The organism is Corynebacterium sp. HMSC076C10 (genome assembly GCF_001812455.1).
Classification (GTDB): domain Bacteria; phylum Actinomycetota; class Actinomycetes; order Mycobacteriales; family Mycobacteriaceae; genus Corynebacterium; species Corynebacterium jeikeium_D.
Genome location: NZ_KV809158.1, coordinates 21,375 through 42,601, shown reverse-complemented (window position 1 = coordinate 42,601; position 21,227 = coordinate 21,375). Strand labels below are relative to the sequence as shown.

Below are 21,227 nucleotides of genomic sequence, written 5' to 3'. Positions count from 1 at the left end.
GGAAAAGCAGGAGGATCCGGAGTATCGCAAGCCCGTCGTTGCGCCCGCCACGCTTGAAGGCCCCGGTTTGTACCGTGCGAAGCTAACCGGCCGTGAGGCCGAAGTTGCGATGCAGTGCGCCTACCGCGATTTGATTATGCGTATTGCGTGCTACGACTTGGCTGGCACATACCCACGGGGCCCTCGCCGTCCGGGACAGCCACAAGTCCCATTCCGTCAGGTCTCGGAGGCACTCAGTGATCTGGCTGATGCGGCGTTGACGGCTGCACTCTCTGTCGCGGTGCAACAGGTCTTTCCTTCGTCGCCGGTCTCAACACGCCTGGCCGTAATCGCCATGGGCAAGTGCGGTGCGGAAGAGCTGAACTACATCTCCGATGTGGATGTCATTTTCGTCGCAGAGCCGGCGGATGCCCGAGCCACCCGTTTGGCCAGCGAATTTATCCGGATTTCTTGCCACTGCTTCTTTGAGGCCGACGCGAATCTCCGACCGGAGGGTAAGTCGGGTGCACTCGTACGCACCGTGGATTCCCACGTCGCCTACTACAAGCGGTGGGCTGAAACCTGGGAGTTCCAGGCGTTACTGAAGGCGCGGCCGATGACAGGCGATATCGAGCTGGGCCGCGAATACATCGATGCTCTAGCTCCGATGGTGTGGACCGCCTCTCAGCGGGAATCCTTCGTCGATGATGTTCAACGCATGCGCGCCCGTGTGGTCCAAAACGTCCCCGAAGAGCTTCGCTACCGAGAGCTCAAGCTCGGTCGCGGTGGTCTGCGTGATGTCGAGTTCGCGGTGCAGCTGCTGCAGCTGGTCCATGGTCGCTATGACGATAGCCTCCGCGTGCTGCCAACTGTGATGGCACTCGACGCACTTGTCGAGGCTGGCTATATCGGTCGCGAAGACGGTGCCGCGCTGATTAACGCCTACGAGTTCGTCCGTCTGCTGGAGCACCGCCTGCAGCTGCAAAAGATGCGGCGGACGCATTTGTTGCCTGCCGACGACGACACCGAAGCTCTTCAGTGGCTCGGTCGCGCCTCTGGCATCGTCGGTGAGGGCGGCACCGATGCCAGCAAACCGCTGGCCAAGCAGGTTCGACTGGCCAGCTCACAGATCCGCTCCCTGCACAACAAGCTTTTCTACCGTCCACTGCTGAACTCCGTGGTGGAGCAGGACATTGGAACCCTGCAGCTATCGGCCGATGCGGCAAAGCGCCAGCTGGCCGCGCTGGGCTATCAGTACCCGGATCGCGCCTACGAGCATCTTTCTGCGCTGGCGGCGGGCACCTCGCGCAAGTCGCGTATTCAGGCGATGCTGCTACCGACGCTGATGGAGTGGCTATCGTCGACGCCAGACCCCGACGCGGGTCTGCTCAATTATCGCAAGCTCTCTGAGAAGCTCCACGACGAAACGTGGTTCCTGCGTACGCTGCGCGATGAGGGCGTCGTCGGCCAGCGGTTGATGCGTGTGCTCGGTTCTTCGCCGTACGCGTCTGATCTGATTATGAGTGCGCCGGACGTAATTAAACGGTTCGGCGACGGCGCGTCCGGGCCGAAGCTACTGAATACCGACTCCGATGCAGTCGGGCGTGCGCTGGTCGCAGCGGCTGCTCGTCACAACAGTCCAGCTAAGGCCATTGGTGTGGCACGTGCGTTGCGCCGTGCAGAGCTCGCGCGCATTGCCTCCGCGGATCTTTTCGGGCTGATGGATGTGCAAGAGGTCTGTCACTCTCTGTCGATGGTGTGGGACAACGTACTCGAAGCTGCCCTCGCCGCCGAAATCCGTGCGTGGTCGCTGGAGCATCCTGACTCGGAGGTCCCGGGCGTTATCTCCGTAATCGGTATGGGGCGACTCGGCGGTGCTGAACTGGGTTACGGCTCCGATGCCGACGTGATGTTCATCTGTGAGCCCCGCAAGGACGCCGATGGAGCGCCGCTTGTCGACGATTCCGAGGCGGTCAAGTGGGCAACTAGGATTTGTGACTCGTTGCGTCGTCGGCTGGCAAAGCCAAGCCAGGACCCGCCATTGGAGGTCGACGTGGACCTGCGCCCAGAAGGACGCTCGGGCCCGATCGTCAGGACCCTGGATTCCTATGTGACCTACTACGAGCGCTGGAGTGAAACCTGGGAGATTCAGGCACTGCTACGGGCTACCTGGATTGCCGGCGACAAAGACCTGGGCACCCGCTTCCTTAAGGCCATCGATCCGCTGAGGTACCCACAGGGCGGAGCTGATGCCAAGATGGTCCGCGATGTCCGTCGTATGAAAGCGCGTGTTGATTCCGAGCGGCTGCCTCGCGGAGCCGATCGCCGTACCCACACCAAACTCGGTTCCGGTGCACTGACCGATATTGAATGGACTGTGCAGCTGCTAACCATGCTGCATGCCCACGAGGTGCCGGAGTTGCACAACACGTCGACGTTGGAGTGTCTGGAAGTGCTGAAAGACCGCGGAATTCTAGATGCGGAGGATACCGACGCACTTCGGGATGCCTGGCTGATGGCGACGAATGCTCGTAACGCGCTGGTGCTCACCCGTGGTAAGCGCACGGATCAGCTGCCACAGCCGGGGCGTCAGCTGACTCAGGTCGCAGGTGCGGCGGGGTGGGAAGCATCGGATTCCAACGGTTTTATTGAGCACTATTTGCGTCTGACTCGTCACTCCAGCCGTGTCGTCAATCGTGTGTTTTGGGGTGAGGAGAACCCCGACCACGAGTAGACCGGGCAGAGGTCTGCCGAACCTCGCTGCGAGGCTCATTATGTGGCAGTGGGGTGCAGCCTTTGTCTTAGCACGGCGACCGGGCATAATGGTGGGCTATGGAACGCAACGTCGATTACTCGGTACGCCCTAGGTATGAGGATTTCATTCTCAACCTCGATGGCACTGACCTGCGTTTTTTATTGAGCCGCACGTGCCCAGCAGCTGACACCTCAGCTGCTGGGCAAGAGGCGGTGGAATTGCTGATGTCACAGGATTCAGCGCATACAGCGCTGTCTTTTTGTGATCCCGATGTTCTCGATGTGGCTCACTTAGTTCATGTCCTGGAGGATTCCGCATCGCTGGATACCCTCACGGAAGTGGCTTATTGGGCATCGGATGCGGACGTGATGGCGCACGATACGCCGAAGGGTGTGGACCGCAAGCGTCGTCGCGTCGGCAAGCAGCAGCTTGAGCATGTGCTACGCCGTGGCCAGCGTCAGGGGCTCGTGTGGGAGGAGCCGGCGGGCGTGTGGCATGTGCCGCCGCATATTTCGGAGGTGTTCCCGGCGGAACCGAGCCTTAGCTTCCGCGTCGCCGACTTAGTGGCGAATATGCCAGCGGATGTGCTGAGTCGCCGAATGGAGCGCATGGGGCTGGAGCCGGATAACGCGCCGGGAGAGGGCGCACCGCGAGCTCTGAACGCCAGCGATTTAACGGTGCGAAATTTGCAGGCTCGCCAGGTGGAGCACATTGCAGGCTTCCTCTGCGATCCGGTGAAGGTGCGGGCTCTGGTGATGACAGCTCCGGTGGATATTCGCAATGAGCTGCGCTGGATGGCAACCGACGAGAAGTACTTGCCCTCCTATATGTGGTCTGAACTACGTGCCGACGCGGTGCGCTGGGCCGAAGAGCGTCTGCTGCTGACTGTGCTAGAAGAACCGGCGATACCGACATTTGAGCAAGAATCGGAAGCACGCAACGAATCGACAGTGGTTGCCCGCCTGGTGGGCGCAGTCGCGTTGGCGCTCAAGGGCGACATGTGGTCGATTCGTAAGCCGCATCCGACGGAGTCTTTCCCGGCAACGCTGGAGTCAAAGGAATTGACCGAAGCTTCGGTGGCTGCGGTGGCGTTTGCTTCGGCGTTTATGGATGCTGCGGGCAGCGGCGACGGGCGCCTGAAGGACCCGTTGCACATGTATGAGGAATCGAGCCTGCTGTGGATTCAGGACTTCGCAGCGTCAATAGGGGCGAGTGCTTTCGCGGCGCCCTGGATTGTGGAGATGCTGGTCAACGCGGGATTGATTCACGCTGACAGCGGGCATCCGACGCCGCGCGCACTGCAGTACTGGTACAACGCTGATGCCTCGACCCGATGGGCGTATCTCGCGGCGGGCTTCCTCGTTGGTCGCGGTCCGTGGCACGGCGAGTTTCCGTGGGTGACCATGGGTGTCGATGATCTGTCGCATGCCACCCTTGCCTACGGCTACCCGTATGCCGCGCGTGAAGTAGTGTCACTGGCCGCGCAGCTGGAGGAAGATCAGAAGTTCTATGGCTGCTGCGTCGAAGGGCATATGGCTTGGAATGTCGACAACCTCTGCGCTCGCAACGGCGCCGATGGGGAAGCGATGGTCGGTTGGCTGCTGGAGCAGGCCGGCATCTTGGGCATTCTCTACCATGGGCACTCCTCCTGGCAGGCCATGGCTATCATGTATGCCTTGCACGACATTTGGCTGACTGATCAGCACGTCGGTGCTCAGCGCATGGCCGAACTCATCGCTGAGTATGCCGCTGGTCAGGTGCCGACGGCGGAGGCAGTCCAGATTGCCCGCCTGTTCAAGGATGCCGCACCTAACGAGCGCCTGGCTGCCACATTGGATGGCGTCGCCAGCAACCAGGTTGCCCTCGCGTTGGACTTCATCGGCGACCGCGAAACCTGCGCGGAAACTTCTCGCTGGATTATTTCAGAGGAGAGCCTGCGTCGCGCTTGCCTCGCGGTTGACGGCGACGTCGATGTCCTGTTTTCCCAGCTGGGGCCACTGGTCAATAGTTCTATGAAGCTGGTCATCTACGCCGAGCTAGTCCGCATTACCAAGACCGAGAAGCTGCAGGAAATGTATGAGCGTGAGGCCGTAGCACCAACGCCTTCGCTTGACGACGTCCCGGAGAACGCATCCTCCGAAACTGACACCGGTGAGCGCGTTTCCCATGGTGCTCAGACCGATGGCAGCGAACGCACGGCGGATAGCGGCCGCGCAGACTCCTCTGGGCAATCGGAGGACTCGGATGACTCGGAGGGACTGGAAGGACCAGAGCAGCTTTCGCTGTTCTAGCCGCTCCGTCTCTCGACTTCCTGTAGTTCCTACTCCGTAGGTTCCAGCTCAAAACGGCTCTGCTGGGCGACAAAGCGTGCCGCCGCACGCTTTGCCACCAGCAGGCCAACGAAACCAATCACCCACACACCGACGACAGCCAACCAGCCAATGCGGAAGGTCTCCCAGGTGTAGTTTCCATCGGGAGCTGCAATATCCAGCAGGAAGCCGACACCTTGTGCAGCGAGCATGGTGGCCACAAAACCGCCCATATTCGCCAACCCAGTGCCGGTGGCAAGTACCTTGCGATCGACCTCTTCGCGCACTGAGTCAAAGCCGAAGTTGGACATTGCACCAAGACCGGCCATTAGGATGTTGACTACGATAATTGCCCAGTACGCTGGTGGGTTGCTCGGTGCCAGGAACACAATCCAGACGGCCATGTTGATAAACGCGATTGCGACAACAACCTTGATACGGTCGCGGCCGGTGCGTGCCGAGACCATGCCCATCAACGGCCCAGCGATAATTACTGACAGCGTGTTAACGACCAGCACCACACTGGCCTCGGAGGGCTTAAGACCCATACCCAGCATCATCAGAGGCATGCCCCACAGCAATGTGAAGATGCACTGATGCATCAAACCAGTCCAGTGAGTGAAGAAACCCTGCCAGCACACCGGGTGAGTGGTCACAATCTTCAGAGTCTGGCCGATAGTCAGTTTCTCGTCGGCTGCGGCAGTGGCTCCGCCATCAGCAGCCGTTTTCGCGGCCTTTTTGGCAGCGCGGCGTTCACGAAGTGACATCTTTACCGTGGAGGAGTTCTCCGGGACGTCGGCAAGCGCGATCATGCCTACGATAGCGATGAGAAGACCCGCGGTGCTCAGCGACAGGAACGCGGGCACCCACCCCGCGGCGTGCAGAATCGCGAGGAACGGGACCGCAGAGATGAACTGGCCGAGCTGGCCAAGACCAGCCGTGAGCTGAGTGAACAGCGGAGTGACGCGCAGTGGGAACCACGCGGGAAGCAGTCGCATCGCACCGAGGAAGGCGGTGGCATCGCCGGCGCCGATGAACACACGAGCGATGACAGCCAGCGGATACGATGTCGTAAACGCGATGATGACCTGGCCCAGCGCCATGATCAGTGCGCCCACGACCATCGTTTTCTTGGCGCCGACGCGGTCAATGATGATGCCCGTCGGAATCTGCGCCAGGGCGTAGACGCCAACCTGCACGGCGGTGAACAGCGCGAGTTGGGAGGCGTTGATATGGAAGCGATCGAGCGCCTCGACGCCAGCGACACCCATGGAGGTGCGGCCGACGATGGCAACGATGTAGGTAATCAGCGCCGCCAGCCAGACGGCAATCGCGCGACCAGTGACATGCTCGCGCGGGTCCTTTGCCACTGCGGTGGCGGGCTGATCTGTTGATGAAATCTGATCTTTACCGTTACGCTGCTTTACCACTCGCCACATTGTAGACCCCATCAACCAACCGGCCTGAAGAGGGGTCGCACCGGGGTCTAGATGGCCCCGATCATGCCTGCGGCAAACTACCTTTGTGCCTTAGCCAGAACTTCCTTCACGAAGTCCGCGACCACCAGCCGTGAGACCTTGAAATCAATTACGGCAACGGAAGCCTCATCGGAGTTGGAAACGTCATGGAAGTAGGCGTCGAGTTGGGCAAAGTCCTCAGGTTTGCCGACACTGAAACCGTGAGCGCCATAGGCACGTCCGACTGCGGCGAAGTCGTAGTCGGCAATCTCCATGGACGAGGTGTCCAACCCGACATCGCCAAACTGGTGCAGCTCCGCGCCATAGGCAGCATCGTTAATGAACACCACGCAACCGCCACGACCACGCCGCAGCTGCTCAATCGCTGCAGGTAAATCCGCAATACCCATCGTGCCGCCACCGTCACCGGCGACTAGCACGCAATAGTCCTTGGGGCGTGCCGCCGCGAGGCCGACAAGTGACCCCATGCCCAAACCAATTGACTGAATCGCCGTGCCCACAATCACTTGCTGCTGCGGACCAGGCACATCGAGAAATTTCGGAACCCACCCCAGGAAATGGCCACCGTCAGTACACACAGCGCGCTGATTGGGCAGGATACGATTCAGATACTGCAGGCACGCCCGCGGATCCAACCGGCCATCCGCGCACGTCAGCGACTCGACCTCCGCTGTCGTCGGCAGTGTCTTCAACTCTGCACGCCATGTGCTTGACGACGCCCGGGGCTTCTCCAGCTGCTCTGCCAGTACGGGCAGAAGTTCCTCCAACTTAGCCAATAGCGGTGTCACCGACGGCTGAGCAGCGGGATGGGGCTCGTCGACAACCTGGATAATCTTCGCGTCCGGTGCAAACATGTTGCCGCCACGGTTTTGGAAAGCGTTGAAGCTTGCTCCCAGGAACAGCACCACATCGGCCTGTCGAGCTAGCTCCACCTGCCACGCATGCGCAAAACCGCCCACGGTGCCAATCTGCCACGGACTGGAAAGCACATGACGAGCCATCGCTGAGTGCATAAACAGTGCCCCCGCACCGTCCCCGATGCGGCGGACTAGATCTGCGGTACCAGAGAGCAACACACCTCTACCAGCAATAATGAGTGGGCGACGGGCAGTCTGCAGTTCCTCGGCCAGCGACGCGACAGTTGACTCCAACCATTCTGGTCGGCCGGTGTGCAGATGCTCCTGATTAGTCGACTGTGTTTCAGACGCAGATGCCGTTATCGGTGCTTCTTGGATGTCATAGGGGAGCAGCAGTACGACAGGCTGCCGAGAGCTCAGTGCGTGCTGGACCGCAAAGTTTGCGTCGTCAAGCGCGGACTCGGGAGTAACGGTGCGATGACAGACGTCGAGGGCGTCGAGGAGCGCCGCTTGATTGAGGTCAAAGGGACGTGGGCGTTCCGGGTGCGTGCCGACGACAAAAATCAGCGGAATACGGGCTACCCGAGCCTCGGCCAGAGTGGTTAGCGCATTGGTGAATCCTGCGCCGCAAGTGGCGGTCGCGATAGCAAGCCCACCGCCTGCGCGGTGGAAGGCATCGGCGGCCCCGACAGCAGCCGATTCGTGTCGGACGGAGGAGTAGCCGAATCCCGATTCAGTAAGGGCTGACGTGAAGTGGGAGTTCGCGTTGCCGATGAGACCGAAGCAGTGGTCGCAGTGCTGGGCCAGTGTGTCGGCCAGCGCCCGCGAGACCGTGGTCGTCTTTTGGGAACCTTCCTGCGGGGAAGATGCGGGCGCGTGGGGCATAGGACGGCTATTAACTCGAGTGAAACTCATGTGAACAATTGTGAGGTAATCACGGGGGTAATAACAGCCCTATAGCCCAAGATAATGCCGTTTGCCCTTAAAAAAGAGGGCACTATTCCACATCGCTGCTGCGCGGATGGGGGTGACGTTGGGCTATGCCCGGTTTTAAGCCACGTTGTCGTCGATGAACTTCTTCACCACATCGACATCATTCGGCAGCTCGGTAACGCGGCGCGGGGCATTCATGATGTCCGCGAAACGCTCCGGGCAATCCGGCTCGCGTCCGGTGGCCTCCAGGATGGTCTCGGAGAACTTTACCGGCAGGGCGGTCTCCAGGCAGACGATTGGGGTGGATACCTGGTCTACCAGGCCGCGGGCGACGTGAATACCGTCAGCGGTGTGCGGATCGACCATGACCTCTAGGCGCTCCCAGCAGTCCTTGATGGTCTCGACGCGGTCAGCGTGAGTCGAGCGACCGGAGAGGAAACCGTACTGGGCAGAAGCCTCTGGGAAGATTGGATCAGCAGTAAGCGAGAAGCCGCCCTCCTTGACCTTGACACCAAAGAGGTCTGCAGTGCGCTCAGCATCGCGTCCCAGCAGATCGAAGATGAAACGCTCGAAGTTAGACGCGCGGGAGATATCCATCGATGGGGAAGAGGTAGCCTGCGTCTCCGCAGCGCTGCGCACGCGGTAGGCACCCGTGCGGAAGAACTCATCCAAGACATCGTTTTCATTGGTAGCCACAATCAGGCGGTCAATTGGCACACCCATCTGGCGCGCAATATGACCGGCGCAAATATCACCGAAGTTGCCGGTCGGCACACTGAAGCTGACCTTCTGCGCGTTGTTCGCCTCAGCACCGTTGCCGCCAGTGACACGAATCCACGAGGAGACGTAGTACACGATCTGAGCCATCAGGCGAGCCCAGTTGATGGAGTTGACTGCGCCAATGTGGCGGCTGGCCTTGTACTCCAAGTCACCGGAGACCGCCTTAACGATGTCCTGGCAATCGTCGAAGACACCGTCGAGGGCGACGTTGTGAATGTTGGCATCCTGCAGACCAAACATCTGAGCCTGCTGGAAGGCGGTCATTCGACCAGCCGGAGTTAGCATGAACACGCTGATTCCCTCACGGCCGCGCATTGCATACTCGGCCGAGGAACCCGTGTCACCAGAGGTGGCGCCGAGGATGTTCAGGGTCTCGCCACGACGAGCCAGCTCATACTCGAAGAACTCACCGAGCAGCTGCATCGCCATATCCTTGAATGCCGCTGTGGGGCCCATGGACAAGTGACCGATGTAGAGCTGATCTTCCAGCTTCGTCACCGGCACAATATCCGGATCGGAGAACTTCGGGTAGGTGTACGCCCGTGCACAGATACCGCGCAAATCCTCCAGTGGAATGTCGTCCACAAAAAGGCTGACGACCTCTGCAGCCAAGGCTGCGTAACCGTCGTCGACAAGCACGGAGCGCCAACGCATCAAAGTGGCATCGTCAACCTGTGGGTACTCGACCGGCAGGTAGAGGCCACCGTCGTTAGCGAGACCTCCCAGGAGAATGTCTGAGAACTTGTGCGGCGTGCGCTCTGGGTCGCGAGTCGAAATGAAGTCCAAGGCGGGCCCCTTACATGTATGCCAACACCCGCCGCATCGGCCCATAAGAAGGCCTTTTGAAAGATTGCGACGGGGTTGACCGGTGGATGTTTTCTTTAATTTTTACATATGCACCGAAGCCAGTTAGGCCTCGGTTGTGGAAGATGCGGAATTGGCCTCTTCAGCGTCGAAGCTGAGCTCTTCGGAACGGTCGATGACATCATCCTTGGCAAAGCGGTTAACAATCATGGCAATTGCACCGTCACCAGTGACATTACATGCGGTACCGAAGGAGTCGATGGCGATGTAGGCGGCAATCATCAAAGCGACCTGCTCCTGATCGAAGCCGAGCATGGACTGCAGCACTCCGACCGCGGCCATAATTGCGCCACCCGGAACGCCCGGAGCCGCGATCATGGTGATACCCAAAGTGAGAATGAAGCCGATGGCCATGCCCGGCGAAAGCGGCTTGTCCGCCATAAACATCACAGCAAACGCGAACAGGGTGATCTTCATCATCGAACCGGCCAGGTGAATGGTCGCGCACAGCGGCACGGTAAAGCCTGCGACCTTCTCCGAGACACCATTCTTCAGCGCGGCCTTGTAAGTCACCGGAATGGTAGCGGCCGAGGAGGAGGTACCGAGTGCGGTGGCGTAAGCCGGCAGCATGTTCTTCAGGGACGTCCACGGGCTGCGGCCAGCGATGGCGCCAGCGATGGAGAACTGGATTGCCAACAGGAGCACGGTGCCGATGACTGCCAGCAGCAGCACCTTGAAGAACATCGACAGCGTCGTGGTCAGGTTGCCGTTCATGCCCATAGACAGGAACATGCCGAAGATGTAAATCGGCAGCAGTGGGATGATAAATGCCGAGATGATCTTCATAATCACGTCGCGCAGCTGCGTCGCACCGCGGTAGAGCGAGTCCGACTTCACGGTGGTCATCGCCACACCGACCGTGAAAGCCAGCAGCAGGGCGGTCATGACGTCAAACGGTGGTGGCATCTCTACATTGAAGAAGCTCTCCAGCGCGCCCTCATCAATATCCACCGATGTGCCGGCCTGATCAGCGCCGAGCAGCCAAGGGTAGAGCCCCTGGGTGGCGGCGTAGGCCAATAGACCCGAAAACACCGTCGAGCCGTAGGCGATAGCAGTGGTAATACCCAGCCACTTTCCGGCGCCGCGGCCCAGGCTAGCAATCGCCGGCGTGATGAGGGCAAAAATCAGCACCGGGATAAAGAAGCCCAGGAAGTTACCAAAGAGGCCATTGAAAGTGACAAAAATTCGAGCCAGCCAGTCCGGGAAGAAAAAGCTGCAGACAATGCCCAGAATAATCGCGACAATAACGCGGAAAAGGAGCGTTTGCGTAAAACGCATTCGGGTACTCATAGTCAATCCTTGTTCGGATGGAATTTACTTCTCTAGCGTGCGGTATTTACGTTATGCAACGCAAATAACCGGGTGTGGTTTTACGCCTTTTCGGCTACCTCTTCTGCAACGGTCTCGTCGGCAAGCACACTCGCCGGGCGATTTGCGCGCTGCTTTCGCGTGACGACGTCAATTGCGTATCCGATCACCGTCGCTGCCAGAGTCGGCAGGAACCATCCGAACTCGATGGTCTGACCAGGTACGAGACTGAGGAAGTCCGCCAAAGCAGAACCACCGACACCCAAACCGGAGAGTACTGAGATACCCGACCAGATGGTGGCAACCCAGACGCCCAGGCGGTAGGTGTAATGCAGCTTGAAGGAGTAGGAAATGACCGGGTCGAGAAGAGTCAGTGCAATCAGAGTGATAGCCGGCGGGTAAATAAAGGTGATGATCGGCGCGGCAATCGCCAGTACCTGAGACAGCCCCTGTGTTGCCATTACGAAGGACATGACCGTGAAGATAATGGCCCAGGCCTTGTAACTGATGCCCGGAAGCAGCAGGTTGAAGAACTCACTGGTGGCGGCAATTAGGCCGACAGCCGTGGTCATACATGCGAGCAGAACGATGAGGCCGAAGACAATCTGTCCGACCTGGCCCATGGCCAGCTTGGAAGCCTCTGCGAGAATGCCCGAGCCGTTATCGAAGGAGGCGGCATTCGGCAGCACCTGGCCGACATAGCCCAGACCCAAGTAGATGATGGCGAGCAAAATGCCGGCGAACAGTCCTGCGGTCATGGTTCCGCGAACCATGCGCTTGCCTTCTGGGACACCGCTGACGCGCAGGGCGGAAATCACAATAATGCCGAATGCCAGGCCGGCGATGGAGTCCATGGTGAGGTAGCCCTCGACCAGGCCGGAGGCAAATGGGGTAGAGGAGTACTTCTCAATTGGCGCAGCCGGAGCGGCATCGAATTTGAATGCCGACATTCCAACCAATACAACCAAGAGAATCAGCAAAGCCGGGGTGAGAATCTTGCCCAGTTTGGACACAATTTCATTCGGATTCCACGCAAGTGCTAAGGCGATACCGAAGAAAACAAAGTAGAAGGCCGCAGCGACGGCCAGTGAATCACTGCCGAAAATCGGCTGGACACCGGTTTCGTACGACACGGCACCGGTACGCGGCAGAGCGTAGAAAGCACCGATGGAAAGGTATGCGATTACCGGGAAGCCCAAGGAAAAGATGCGGCCCGCGCGGAACGCTAGGTCACGCAGGTTGTTGCCTGAAATGGCGATAGCGATGATGGCCAGAACTGGCAACGCCACACCGGTGAGCAAAAAGCCGGTGATTGAGGGGCCAAAATTGGTACCGGAATCCACTCCGAGCTTCGGCGGGAAGATGAGGTTGCCCGCGCCGAAGAACATCGAAAACAGCATGAGAGCTGTAACAACGATAATGGAAGCGAAAGACTTCGGGGACTCCACTCCGCTCGACTTGGTCATGAGAATTGTGTTCTTTCTAAATTAGTGTCGCCCGTAAGGTCAAGGGCGATGCTGCAAGCTGCTGTGGCGATGCCATTGTTGCCGGTGCTGCGGTGGCGCAAACGCCCGTTACAGCAGCGCAATTGCAGTTCGTGTGCCCATGTAGATGAAAGGCCACGATGTCGAAAACTGACACTCTTAATGTGAAATTGTGAATTTTCACGGGCTGGGTGGAGCCTGATGCGTGAATTAAGTTGCGGCTTGTATGATCCGTCTTTATTTGAATTATTAAGGGGCTTCGACGGCGTTGGTGGTGCCGACGAAGGCACTCTATTTATCCTAATGGGGCGTTCGAGAGAGGGAAAATCAAGAAATTTCCCAGAAAATTTGCTGCCTGTGATGGGGCAGCGAACATAAGAGAAAGAGCCTGGCGCACACGTTTACGCTGACAGCGTGTGTACGCCAGGCTTAGTGCTAATTCCGTCGCTCTACAGCAGATCCTTCACCTTCGGATCCACCAGCGCGGTCACTGCGGCCTTCGCATCGGCCGCAGTTTCGGCATCGACAGCGTATGCTGCCATCTGCTGGCAGGTAGCGCGGTCGTGGAGGCGGAGAGCGGCGCGGACGGCCGGCACCTTCTTGGAAGCCATGGACAGCGAGCTCACGCCGAGGCCCACCAGGACCAGTGCCAGCAGCGGGTCACCGCCGGCTTCACCGCAGACACTAATGGGCTTGCCGGTAGCATTGCCGCCCTTGCATGCGGACTTAATCATTTGCAGCACAGCCGGCTGCCATGGAGATAGGAGATCCGCCAGAGCCCCCTGCATACGGTCGGCCGCCATAGTGTACTGCGACAAGTCGTTAGTACCAATGGAGGCAAAGTCCACAATGGACAGCAGCTGCTTCGCACGAATCGCTGCTGCGGGGACCTCAATCATGATGCCGACCTTCGGCAGGCCACGCTCACGCGCTTTGTCCGCAAACCACTTTGTTTCTTCGACCGTTGCGATCATCGGAGCCATAACCCGTAGGTCAGCCTTGCGCCCGGTGGCGTCAAACGCAGCGGCGAGTGCATCCAGCTGCGTATCCAGCAAATCTTCCCGAGCCTGCGACAGGCGCAGTCCGCGGCGACCCAGCGCCGGGTTTTCTTCCTCGCCTAGGTCGGCAAAGCTCAGCGGCTTATCCGCACCCGCATCCAGCGTGCGCACAACCACGCGTCGCTCACCGAATGCCTTCAGCACACGAGTGTAGGTTTCCGTTTGTTCTTCCAAACTCGGAGCCTTGTCGCGGTCGAGGAAAAGGAACTCAGTACGGAACAGGCCGGTGCCCTCATTATCCTGCGCTGCCGCAGACTCACCATCTTCCGCGGTACCAATGTTGGCCAGCAGATTCACCGGGTAACCATCAGCGGTCTTGCCTGCGCCCACAGACTGCGCTAGGGCTGCTTCCCGGCGTCGAGCGCGCTCTTCCAACGCGGCGACCTCATCGGCGGTCGGATTCGCAATCACCTCACCGGCGCCGCCGTCAATGGCGACGAAGGTTCCGGCCTCGAGTTCCATGACGCCCTTCGCCTTAACGACGGCTGGAATGCCCAGCTGTGCTGCGAGGATAGCCGTGTGACTGGTCGGCCCGCCACCAGCGGTGGCAATGCCTACGACCAACTCGGGGTCAAGACCCACGGTTTCGGCGGGCGCGAGATCGTCGGCAAGCAGAATAGTTGGGGTGGAGACATCCGGGACGCCCGGTTTTGGCAGGCCACGCAGCTCGCAAATTGTGCGGTCGCGAACATCGTAGAGGTCGGTGACACGTTCAGCCATGTAGCCACCGAGACTGGTTAGGAGCTGCGCGTAGTCCTCAACGGCATCGTGAACGGCCTGGGTGACGCCGGAGCCTGCCTTGAGTTTCTTCACCACGGCCTTGGCGAGCGCCCTATCGGAAGCCAGTTGCGCAGTGGCCTCCAGAATCGGACGTGCCTGCGGGCTGGAGTGCTCAGCCTGCTTCTTCAGCGACTCTGCGACGTTGGCCATCGCTTCGCGGACGCGCTCACCATCGGCGACGGGATCGGTCGACGACGGTTCTTGAGTATCAACTCCCGGGGCGGGGAGTACCTTTACTACTTCAGCGCTGGCCGTACCGGTCGAGACACCGATGCCATAGATGACAGTGTGCTGCTCGTTCATTGCTTCCGATCTCCTTTTCGGGACCTCTGCGGGGATACTCGTCGGTCGTGGTGTGCCGTGGTGTTATCCAGGAGCGTTCTAGCTGGGCTTACTCGGCATCAAGGTCGCGCTCGAGCATGGCTGCAAGCTCGTCCAGAGCTGCAGCTGCGGAGTCGTCCTCGCAGCTCAGCGTGACTTCGTCGCCGTGCTTAGCGCCGAGGGTCATGACCTCCAGGATCGAGGCGGCATCGGCCTCTTCGTCGTCAAGGGAAATGACAATGTCGTAGTCGTACTCAGCAGCAGCCTGAGTGAACAGGGAAGCCGGGCGAGCGTGCAGGCCTACGGAGGAACCGATGGTAGCGGTACGAGTAATCATGGTTGAATCCTTTCGGGTCGAATATGTGAAATTTTCTGACTCAGGCACAGTGCCTGTACACCTCACCGCTGGTGCTTGCTTGTCATCAACGTCGCGCACGCTCCGGGAAGCCCTGGAGGCGGTGGGAGATACAGCCGCTGCCTGCACAATGCGTGCAATGTGCAGGGTGAGGTAGGAAACTTCGTCTTCCGTCAACCCCGACCCCAGACGCAGTTCAATGACTGCGGAAATACGCTGTGCGCAGCGAAACGCCTCTGGGGCGGAGTCACGGATGGCCTGGCCAATAGCGGAGGAGTGATCTTTCAACTGCTCATGCTTGGCAATCCGGACGAACAGGTAGCGCAGGTGTGTGATGAAGCGCCCCACATTGACAGTCTCTGGCTCCAGCGTGATGCCAAAATCACTTTCAATGATTGTGAGCAGCTGCTGCAGGACGCCCGTCATGGTGTAGGTGAAGCTCAAATCACCCGTGGCAAACCCGGCGTTGACCAGGTGCAACGTAATAGCCACTGCTTCGGAACGGGGCAATGGTGCTATACGACGGTCATTGAGAGCGCGATTGATATGCGACAAAATCGCCTGCGCCTGCGCGTATTCTTCACTATAAAGTTGGCTGACTTCCGCGAGCAGCGGGTAATCTGCTCGCTGCCCGTTAGCTGCCCTCATGATGGCGAAACCAATGTGATCGGCCAACGCCACAAGGAGGGAAGCGTTCTTCGTCATCGATTCCGGCAGGCCGGCTGCGGTTACCGCATCGGTCACAAGAGTCATGTGAGCCAGCGGAATTTCTGTGAGCATCGTGGCAATATGGTCCGGATCACGGCCTTCCGCTGGGACAAAGATGCGAACAACTTTGCTCGAATCAACCGGCTGCCCCGGGCGGGCCTTGAAGCCAATGCCGCGGCCGGTGATGATTTTCTCGCCGGTCGCGTCCTTGGCCAGGACCACGTTGTTATTGAATACTCTCAGGATTTCCATGTCGGTAACCGTGAACTCCTCCATAAGTTGAGGGATTTCAGGCCGGTATGCCTTCTAGAAATCAATTATGGCTGAACTTCGATGACCGTGTCGCCGGCTTGGACGGAGATGCCGGTGACCGGGGAAACCTTGGTCAGCTTCTTGGTATTGGTGATGGTCATCAGTGTCGTGGTTGGGTAACCAGCTTCCTTGACCTTGTCGAAATCGACCTCGGCAAGTACATCGCCGGCCTCGACGTGCTGCTTCTTGGAAACCTGGACATCGAAGCCTTCACCGGCCATCTTGACCGTGTCGATACCGACGTGGACGAGTACCTCTACACCGTCATCGGTCTTAATACCGAAGGCGTGACCGGTCTTTGCCACAGTCATCAACGTGCCCGATACGGGTGCGACCACGGTAGAACTGGTCGGCTTGATACCGACACCGTCACCGAGAGCACCGGAGGCAAAGACCGCGTCGCCGGCCTCGGCAAGGCTGACAACCTCACCGGCAACCGGGGCCTGCACCTGTACAGGCTTGGTATCAACGGCAGTTGCGACACCACCGGCGCCAGCTGCCGCAGCAGCCGGTGCGGCAGCCTCGGCGTTGGTACCAGCGTCACCGGAAGCCTCAGCTGGAGCCGAATCGGAGCCACTGGTGGCAGCGTGTGGGGTGGCGTCGCTGGGTTCGTCGTCAAGCTCTGCGGCGCGTGCGGCCTCGGCCTCAGCCTTCTCTTCCGGCGTGCGGTAGTCGGTGAGAATGATGGCGAACATGGCGACGAAGAATGCCACGGCGACGGAAATCAGGTAGACCCACATCGGTTTGAACACGACAGTGGTGATGAGGGAGGTGAAGACGAAGGCGTTGGTTGTCACACCACCGAACGGAGCCGACAGGATGGCGATAGTCAGACCGCCGGCGAAACAGCCGAGCAGCATGCGCGGGTAAATCCGCTTGAAGCGCAGGTGAATACCGTAGAGGGACGGCTCGGAGATACCACCGAAGAGACCGGCAGCGAGTGCACCCGTTGCAGTTTGGCGCATCTGAGTGTCGTGGTCGCGCATGGAAAGAACCAGCACACCGGCAGTTGCTCCGAAGCAGGCGAAGTTCCAGGCACCCATCGGGCCTTGGATGAAGTCGTAGCCGAGAGTCTGGATATTGACCAGCATCAGCGCATTCAGTGGCCAGTGCAGGCCAAGCGGTACGAGGAACGGGTAGAGCATCGGGATGAGAATTGCGAACACAAACGGTGCGTTCGAGTTCATCCATGCCAGGCCGGAGCCGATGCCGTTACCAAGCCAGATGCCCAGCGGGCCGATGAGGAAGGCCGTTAGCGGAATCATGATCAGCATGGAGATAAACGGCACGAAGACCATCTGCACATTCTCCGGGAAGATCTTCTTCAAACCGTGGTAGACCACTGCCAGGATGGCGACCATGATCAGCGGTACAAAGACCTGTCCGCCGTAGTCATTGAGCTGCATTGGCAGGCCGAAGATGTTGGCGGTGAAAGTTTCGGTACCGAGTTCCTCGTTGACTGTCTTGATGGTGTCCGAGAAGCGATCGGTATCCTGCAGACTCATAAACTCCGGCGTCATTAGGGCAGCCATGATGGCTGCGCCCAGCCATGGATCTACCCGCAGCTTCTTCGCTGCGTTGTAGGCGACCATGATTGGCAGGAAGTAGAAGACGCTGCGCCACATGGCATCGACGAAAATCCAGGTGGCGGACTTATCCTCAGCGCGGAAGTCGACGATGTTCAGGCCGTCGAGTACAGCCGCAATCGCGATAATCAGCGATGCACCCAACAGCACGCCCAGGATTGGGCGGAAGGAATCCGAGAGGTACTCGAAGAAGTTGTCCAACCAGGAGTACTTGCCGCGTGCCTTCGAGCGAGCTTCTGCCTTAACGTCTGCGTCGGACTTAGTGGCGACTGCGCCGGCGCCCTTCATTTCCGGTAGATGCTTAATTGCCGTGTACATCGATTCGACGCCACCGCCACAGATGACCTGGTAGCGGTTATCGCCCTGGTGAACGACACCGAGTACGCCCGGCACCTTGTCAATCTTGTCCTCGTTGATCTTGGAGACATCACCGAGTTCAAAACGCAGACGCGTCGCACAGTGCGTCATGCTTGTGATGTTTCCGGGTCCACCGAGGTTTTCAACTATTGCCCTCGCGCTGGAATCTTTTGACGACCCCATCGTGACCTTCCTTCACAGTAAGCAGGGCCGTTAAACGCAAAAAGACCCGAGGCGCCACAAACTGTGGGCCTCAGGTCTTGCCTCAAAAGAGTAACAACCCTGGGTTGATATCTATTAACTTCGACCCTACTCCGCTTTACATAGTTTTGACAAGGTAGTAAATCAAGCTCAAATTTCACATTTGGGGATAGCCTGGATTGCCTGTGGACAACCGCATGCAACCTATTTCGCGCTCAGTGCGGAAGTCGTAAGGTGGCAGCTATGAGGATTGGAGTTTTAGGTGTAGGAGCTGTCGGCGGCTGGTTTGGCGGTCGCCTCGTGCAAGCGGGTTATGATGTCGTCTTTCTCGCCCGCGGCGAGACCCTGACACGTCTTCGTGAGGTGGGGCTCACGCTTATCGACGAGCACGGGGAACGCAGCATTATCCCCGTCAAAGCAGCCGACAATTGGGGTGAACTCACTGCCGATGGCGTCGACGTCGATGTTGTGATTGCGGCAACCAAGGCGCTGCCGGGCAACGATCCTTTCCCGCAAGTTCCGGCTGGTGCAGCAGTGGTGACCACCCATAACTCGGTGGAAATCCCTTATTTGGCAGCGGGGCGGTTCGGTGAGGACAAGGTGTTCCCGGGTGTTATCCGCGGTTTCTTTATCCACACTGGCCCGGCAGAAGTCACCTTCCGACCAGGACCGATGAGCCTGAACATCGGCACATTCGATGACTCCACTAATGACCTGGTCGGGGCAGTTATCGAGGCATTGCACATGGCTGGGCTCGGTGGCGAACAGCTCCCGGATATCTGGGTCGATATCTGGGCAAAAGCGATGTTCGTGGCTAACCTCGGTGCCCTAGGTGCCCTGGCTGATAGTCCGATTGGTTACTTGCGTTCGGAAATGCGCGACAGCTTGACGCGGATGTTTGAAGAAACCGAGGCAGTCGGTCGAGCCTGCGGCGTTGCGCTGCCAGAGGACATCGTGTCGCGGACCTTGGCCTTTACTGATGATCAAGGGTACGACAACACCTCGTCGATGCAGCGCGACTACACCGCGGGACTTACCAATGAGCTCGATGCCCAGATTGGCGCAATCCGCCGGATGGGGCAGAAGGCGAAAGTGGAAACGCCGACGCTGGATCTGGTGTATGGCGCTCTGGTTGGGCGTCAACACAAGCATAAGAATTAAGAGCTGCGGTGCTCAGCTAAGTCAAACCGGAATTGGGGGATTGGAAAGACTGATGAAAATTGGATCGGACTACACGGAAAACAATGGGCTCATCATCGGTGAGGATGGATTGGCTCGACCGGCATGGGCCGCTCACAGTGAGCTGCTGAGAGAGTACTACGACACCGAGTGGGGGATGCCGGTGCGCGATGAGCAAGGACTATTCGAACGGCTCAGCCTGGAGGTATTTCAGGCGGGGTTGTCGTGGGAGACAGTGCTGAAGAAGCGGCCCGCGTTTCAGGAAGCCTTCGCGAACTTCGACCCCGATGCGGTTGCTGATTTCGATGACGAAGATGTCGAAAGATTGATGAATGATGAACGAATCATTCGGAATCACAGGAAGATTACCGCGGTAATCAATAACGCCGCGGCGACGATTGCTCTGCGTGAAAACGGCGGCTTAGCCGAGTTGATGTGGTCGTTTAAACCGGAGAAGTCTCCCGAGCCACGTTCAATCGAAGAGGTGCCCAGCTACTCCGAGGAGTCCAAGGCGCTTGCCAAGGCATTGAAGAAAGCTGGTTTTAAGTTCGTAGGCCCCACCACGGTCTTTGCATCAATGGCTGCCGTGGGGATTGTCGATATCAACATTGTTGGCGCACATCGGCGCGGTGCCTCTGGCGTTTTTGGCTAGGGGAAAGGGGGATTTAACTAGCTAGGGGGAAAGAAAAAGAGCGTGCCACCCGGCACGCTCAAAATCTTTCGGTTCGTGTAGAACTACTTGTTCTCGTAGGAGTCGGAGTAGTTCTGGCCGTCCTCAGAGGTCCACTTCATGGTGTCCTTAGTGAACGGCTGCTCCCAGCCGTTTTCAATCTCCGACTCCGGTGCGGTCGGCAGACCAATCTCGTTTTCCAGTGCACCGTTGGCAACCCAGGTCTCGCGAATCTTACCGATCAGCGGCTGTGCACCGTTGGTCTCCGGGGACTCAACGAAGGTGACGTTCTCGTATTCAGCGGCAACTGCGTCGCCGACCTTCTTAGCGGACTTGAACTCGCCAGCCTCAGCATCGTACGGGGAGGTGAAGGAAGAAGCTGCCTCGGTGATGGACTCAGGCAGGTCAGCCTCTGCCACATCCTCGCCAGCAGCGTCGCCCAGACCCAGACCGTTCATAGCCTCGCCGGCCTTGTCCTTAGCGCCATCAGCAGCCTCGCCAGCCTTGTCCTTAGCGCCATCAGCTGCGTCGCCGGCCTTGTCCTTAGCGCCGTCCATAGCGTCGCCAGCCTTATCAGTGGCGTCGGTTGCTACCTGGCCAGCCTGATCCTTGGCGTTGTTAGCAGCATCCTGTGCATCATCGGAAGAACATGCAGCCAGGCCGCCGAGTAGGGCGGCGGAGCCAACGATTGCGGTAGCGATACGGGTCATCTTCTTGTTCTGCATTTCAAAACCACTTTCTTGAGAGCTAACTAAGTTACCTATTCAATTATTGGCATCTTCCACTATTTGTCCGAATTAAATTCAAAGAGAAATTGACAATTCTTTTGAATATCGGACATTCGAAGATGGTGTGGCTTCAAAGCCGTACAGAAAGAACACTAGGTAATTCTGGGGCCTGTGCAAGTCAAATGGCGCGAGTCTGTGCACTCTATGCTCTATTTGTTACCGAAT

Annotated in this window: 13 protein-coding genes and 1 pseudogene; 4 read left to right on the top strand and 10 right to left on the bottom strand. The window is 58.7% G+C overall.

Annotated features, from left to right (window positions below; translation table 11 throughout):
• Positions 1-2,713 (top strand): bifunctional [glutamine synthetase] adenylyltransferase/[glutamine synthetase]-adenylyl-L-tyrosine phosphorylase (locus tag HMPREF2857_RS10020; protein WP_246819694.1); only part of this gene is annotated, 2,713 nt, incomplete at its 5' end.
• A gap of 98 nt (positions 2,714-2,811) precedes the next feature.
• A complete protein-coding gene (locus HMPREF2857_RS10015; RefSeq protein WP_070644090.1) occupies positions 2,812-5,025 on the top strand; it encodes a hypothetical protein in 2,214 nt (737 codons plus the stop codon).
• Between the two features lie 29 nt (positions 5,026-5,054).
• On the opposite strand, the gene HMPREF2857_RS10010 is transcribed toward HMPREF2857_RS10015, so the two are convergent.
• The 9 genes and pseudogenes from HMPREF2857_RS10010 to HMPREF2857_RS09975 form a co-directional block, all read right to left on the bottom strand.
• Positions 5,055-6,482: an MFS transporter gene (locus HMPREF2857_RS10010; RefSeq protein ID WP_070644087.1), complete on the bottom strand. Its 1,428-nt coding sequence runs from the start codon at positions 6,480-6,482 to the stop codon at positions 5,055-5,057.
• 77 nt (positions 6,483-6,559) lie between these two features.
• Positions 6,560-8,293, bottom strand: a complete 1,734-nt coding sequence (locus HMPREF2857_RS10005) for a thiamine pyrophosphate-binding protein (protein WP_246819693.1) — start codon at positions 8,291-8,293, stop codon at positions 6,560-6,562.
• A gap of 135 nt (positions 8,294-8,428) precedes the next feature.
• A complete protein-coding gene (gene thrC / locus HMPREF2857_RS10000) occupies positions 8,429-9,877 on the bottom strand; it encodes a threonine synthase (RefSeq protein ID WP_070644082.1) in 1,449 nt (482 codons plus the stop codon).
• Positions 9,878-10,000: 123 nt separating this feature from the next.
• Positions 10,001-11,245, bottom strand: coding sequence for a dicarboxylate/amino acid:cation symporter (locus HMPREF2857_RS09995; RefSeq protein ID WP_070438613.1), 1,245 nt, complete (start codon positions 11,243-11,245; stop codon positions 10,001-10,003).
• An 80-nt stretch (positions 11,246-11,325) separates the two neighbouring features.
• The gene (gene brnQ, locus HMPREF2857_RS09990; protein WP_049170188.1) at positions 11,326-12,729 is read right to left on the bottom strand and encodes a branched-chain amino acid transport system II carrier protein; all 1,404 of its coding nucleotides are present in this window, start codon (positions 12,727-12,729) and stop codon (positions 11,326-11,328) included.
• Between the two features lie 467 nt (positions 12,730-13,196).
• Positions 13,197-14,888, bottom strand: coding sequence for a phosphoenolpyruvate--protein phosphotransferase (gene ptsP, locus HMPREF2857_RS09985; protein WP_016423057.1), 1,692 nt, complete (start codon positions 14,886-14,888; stop codon positions 13,197-13,199).
• Positions 14,889-14,976: 88 nt separating this feature from the next.
• Positions 14,977-15,243 (bottom strand): HPr family phosphocarrier protein, encoded by a 267-nt coding sequence (locus HMPREF2857_RS11345; RefSeq protein WP_224433282.1) that lies wholly within the window; start codon positions 15,241-15,243, stop codon positions 14,977-14,979.
• A 162-nt stretch (positions 15,244-15,405) separates the two neighbouring features.
• A pseudogene (locus HMPREF2857_RS11340) lies at positions 15,406-16,221 on the bottom strand (PRD domain-containing protein); the annotation flags it as partial.
• A 65-nt stretch (positions 16,222-16,286) separates the two neighbouring features.
• Positions 16,287-18,407, bottom strand: coding sequence for a glucose PTS transporter subunit IIA (locus HMPREF2857_RS09975; RefSeq protein WP_049189584.1), 2,121 nt, complete (start codon positions 18,405-18,407; stop codon positions 16,287-16,289).
• 261 nt (positions 18,408-18,668) lie between these two features.
• Between HMPREF2857_RS09975 and HMPREF2857_RS09970 the strand changes: the two genes are divergently transcribed.
• Together HMPREF2857_RS09970 and HMPREF2857_RS09965 are read left to right on the top strand one after the other, a co-directional pair.
• Positions 18,669-19,586, top strand: coding sequence for a 2-dehydropantoate 2-reductase (locus HMPREF2857_RS09970; RefSeq protein ID WP_048732590.1), 918 nt, complete (start codon positions 18,669-18,671; stop codon positions 19,584-19,586).
• A gap of 52 nt (positions 19,587-19,638) precedes the next feature.
• Positions 19,639-20,256, top strand: coding sequence for a DNA-3-methyladenine glycosylase I (locus HMPREF2857_RS09965; protein WP_049189582.1), 618 nt, complete (start codon positions 19,639-19,641; stop codon positions 20,254-20,256).
• Positions 20,257-20,339: 83 nt separating this feature from the next.
• Here the strand turns inward: HMPREF2857_RS09965 and HMPREF2857_RS09960 are convergent, their stop codons facing one another.
• Complete coding sequence (locus tag HMPREF2857_RS09960; RefSeq protein WP_048732586.1) at positions 20,340-20,999, bottom strand: hypothetical protein; 660 nt, start codon at positions 20,997-20,999, stop codon at positions 20,340-20,342.
• Positions 21,000-21,227 lie beyond the last annotated feature (228 nt).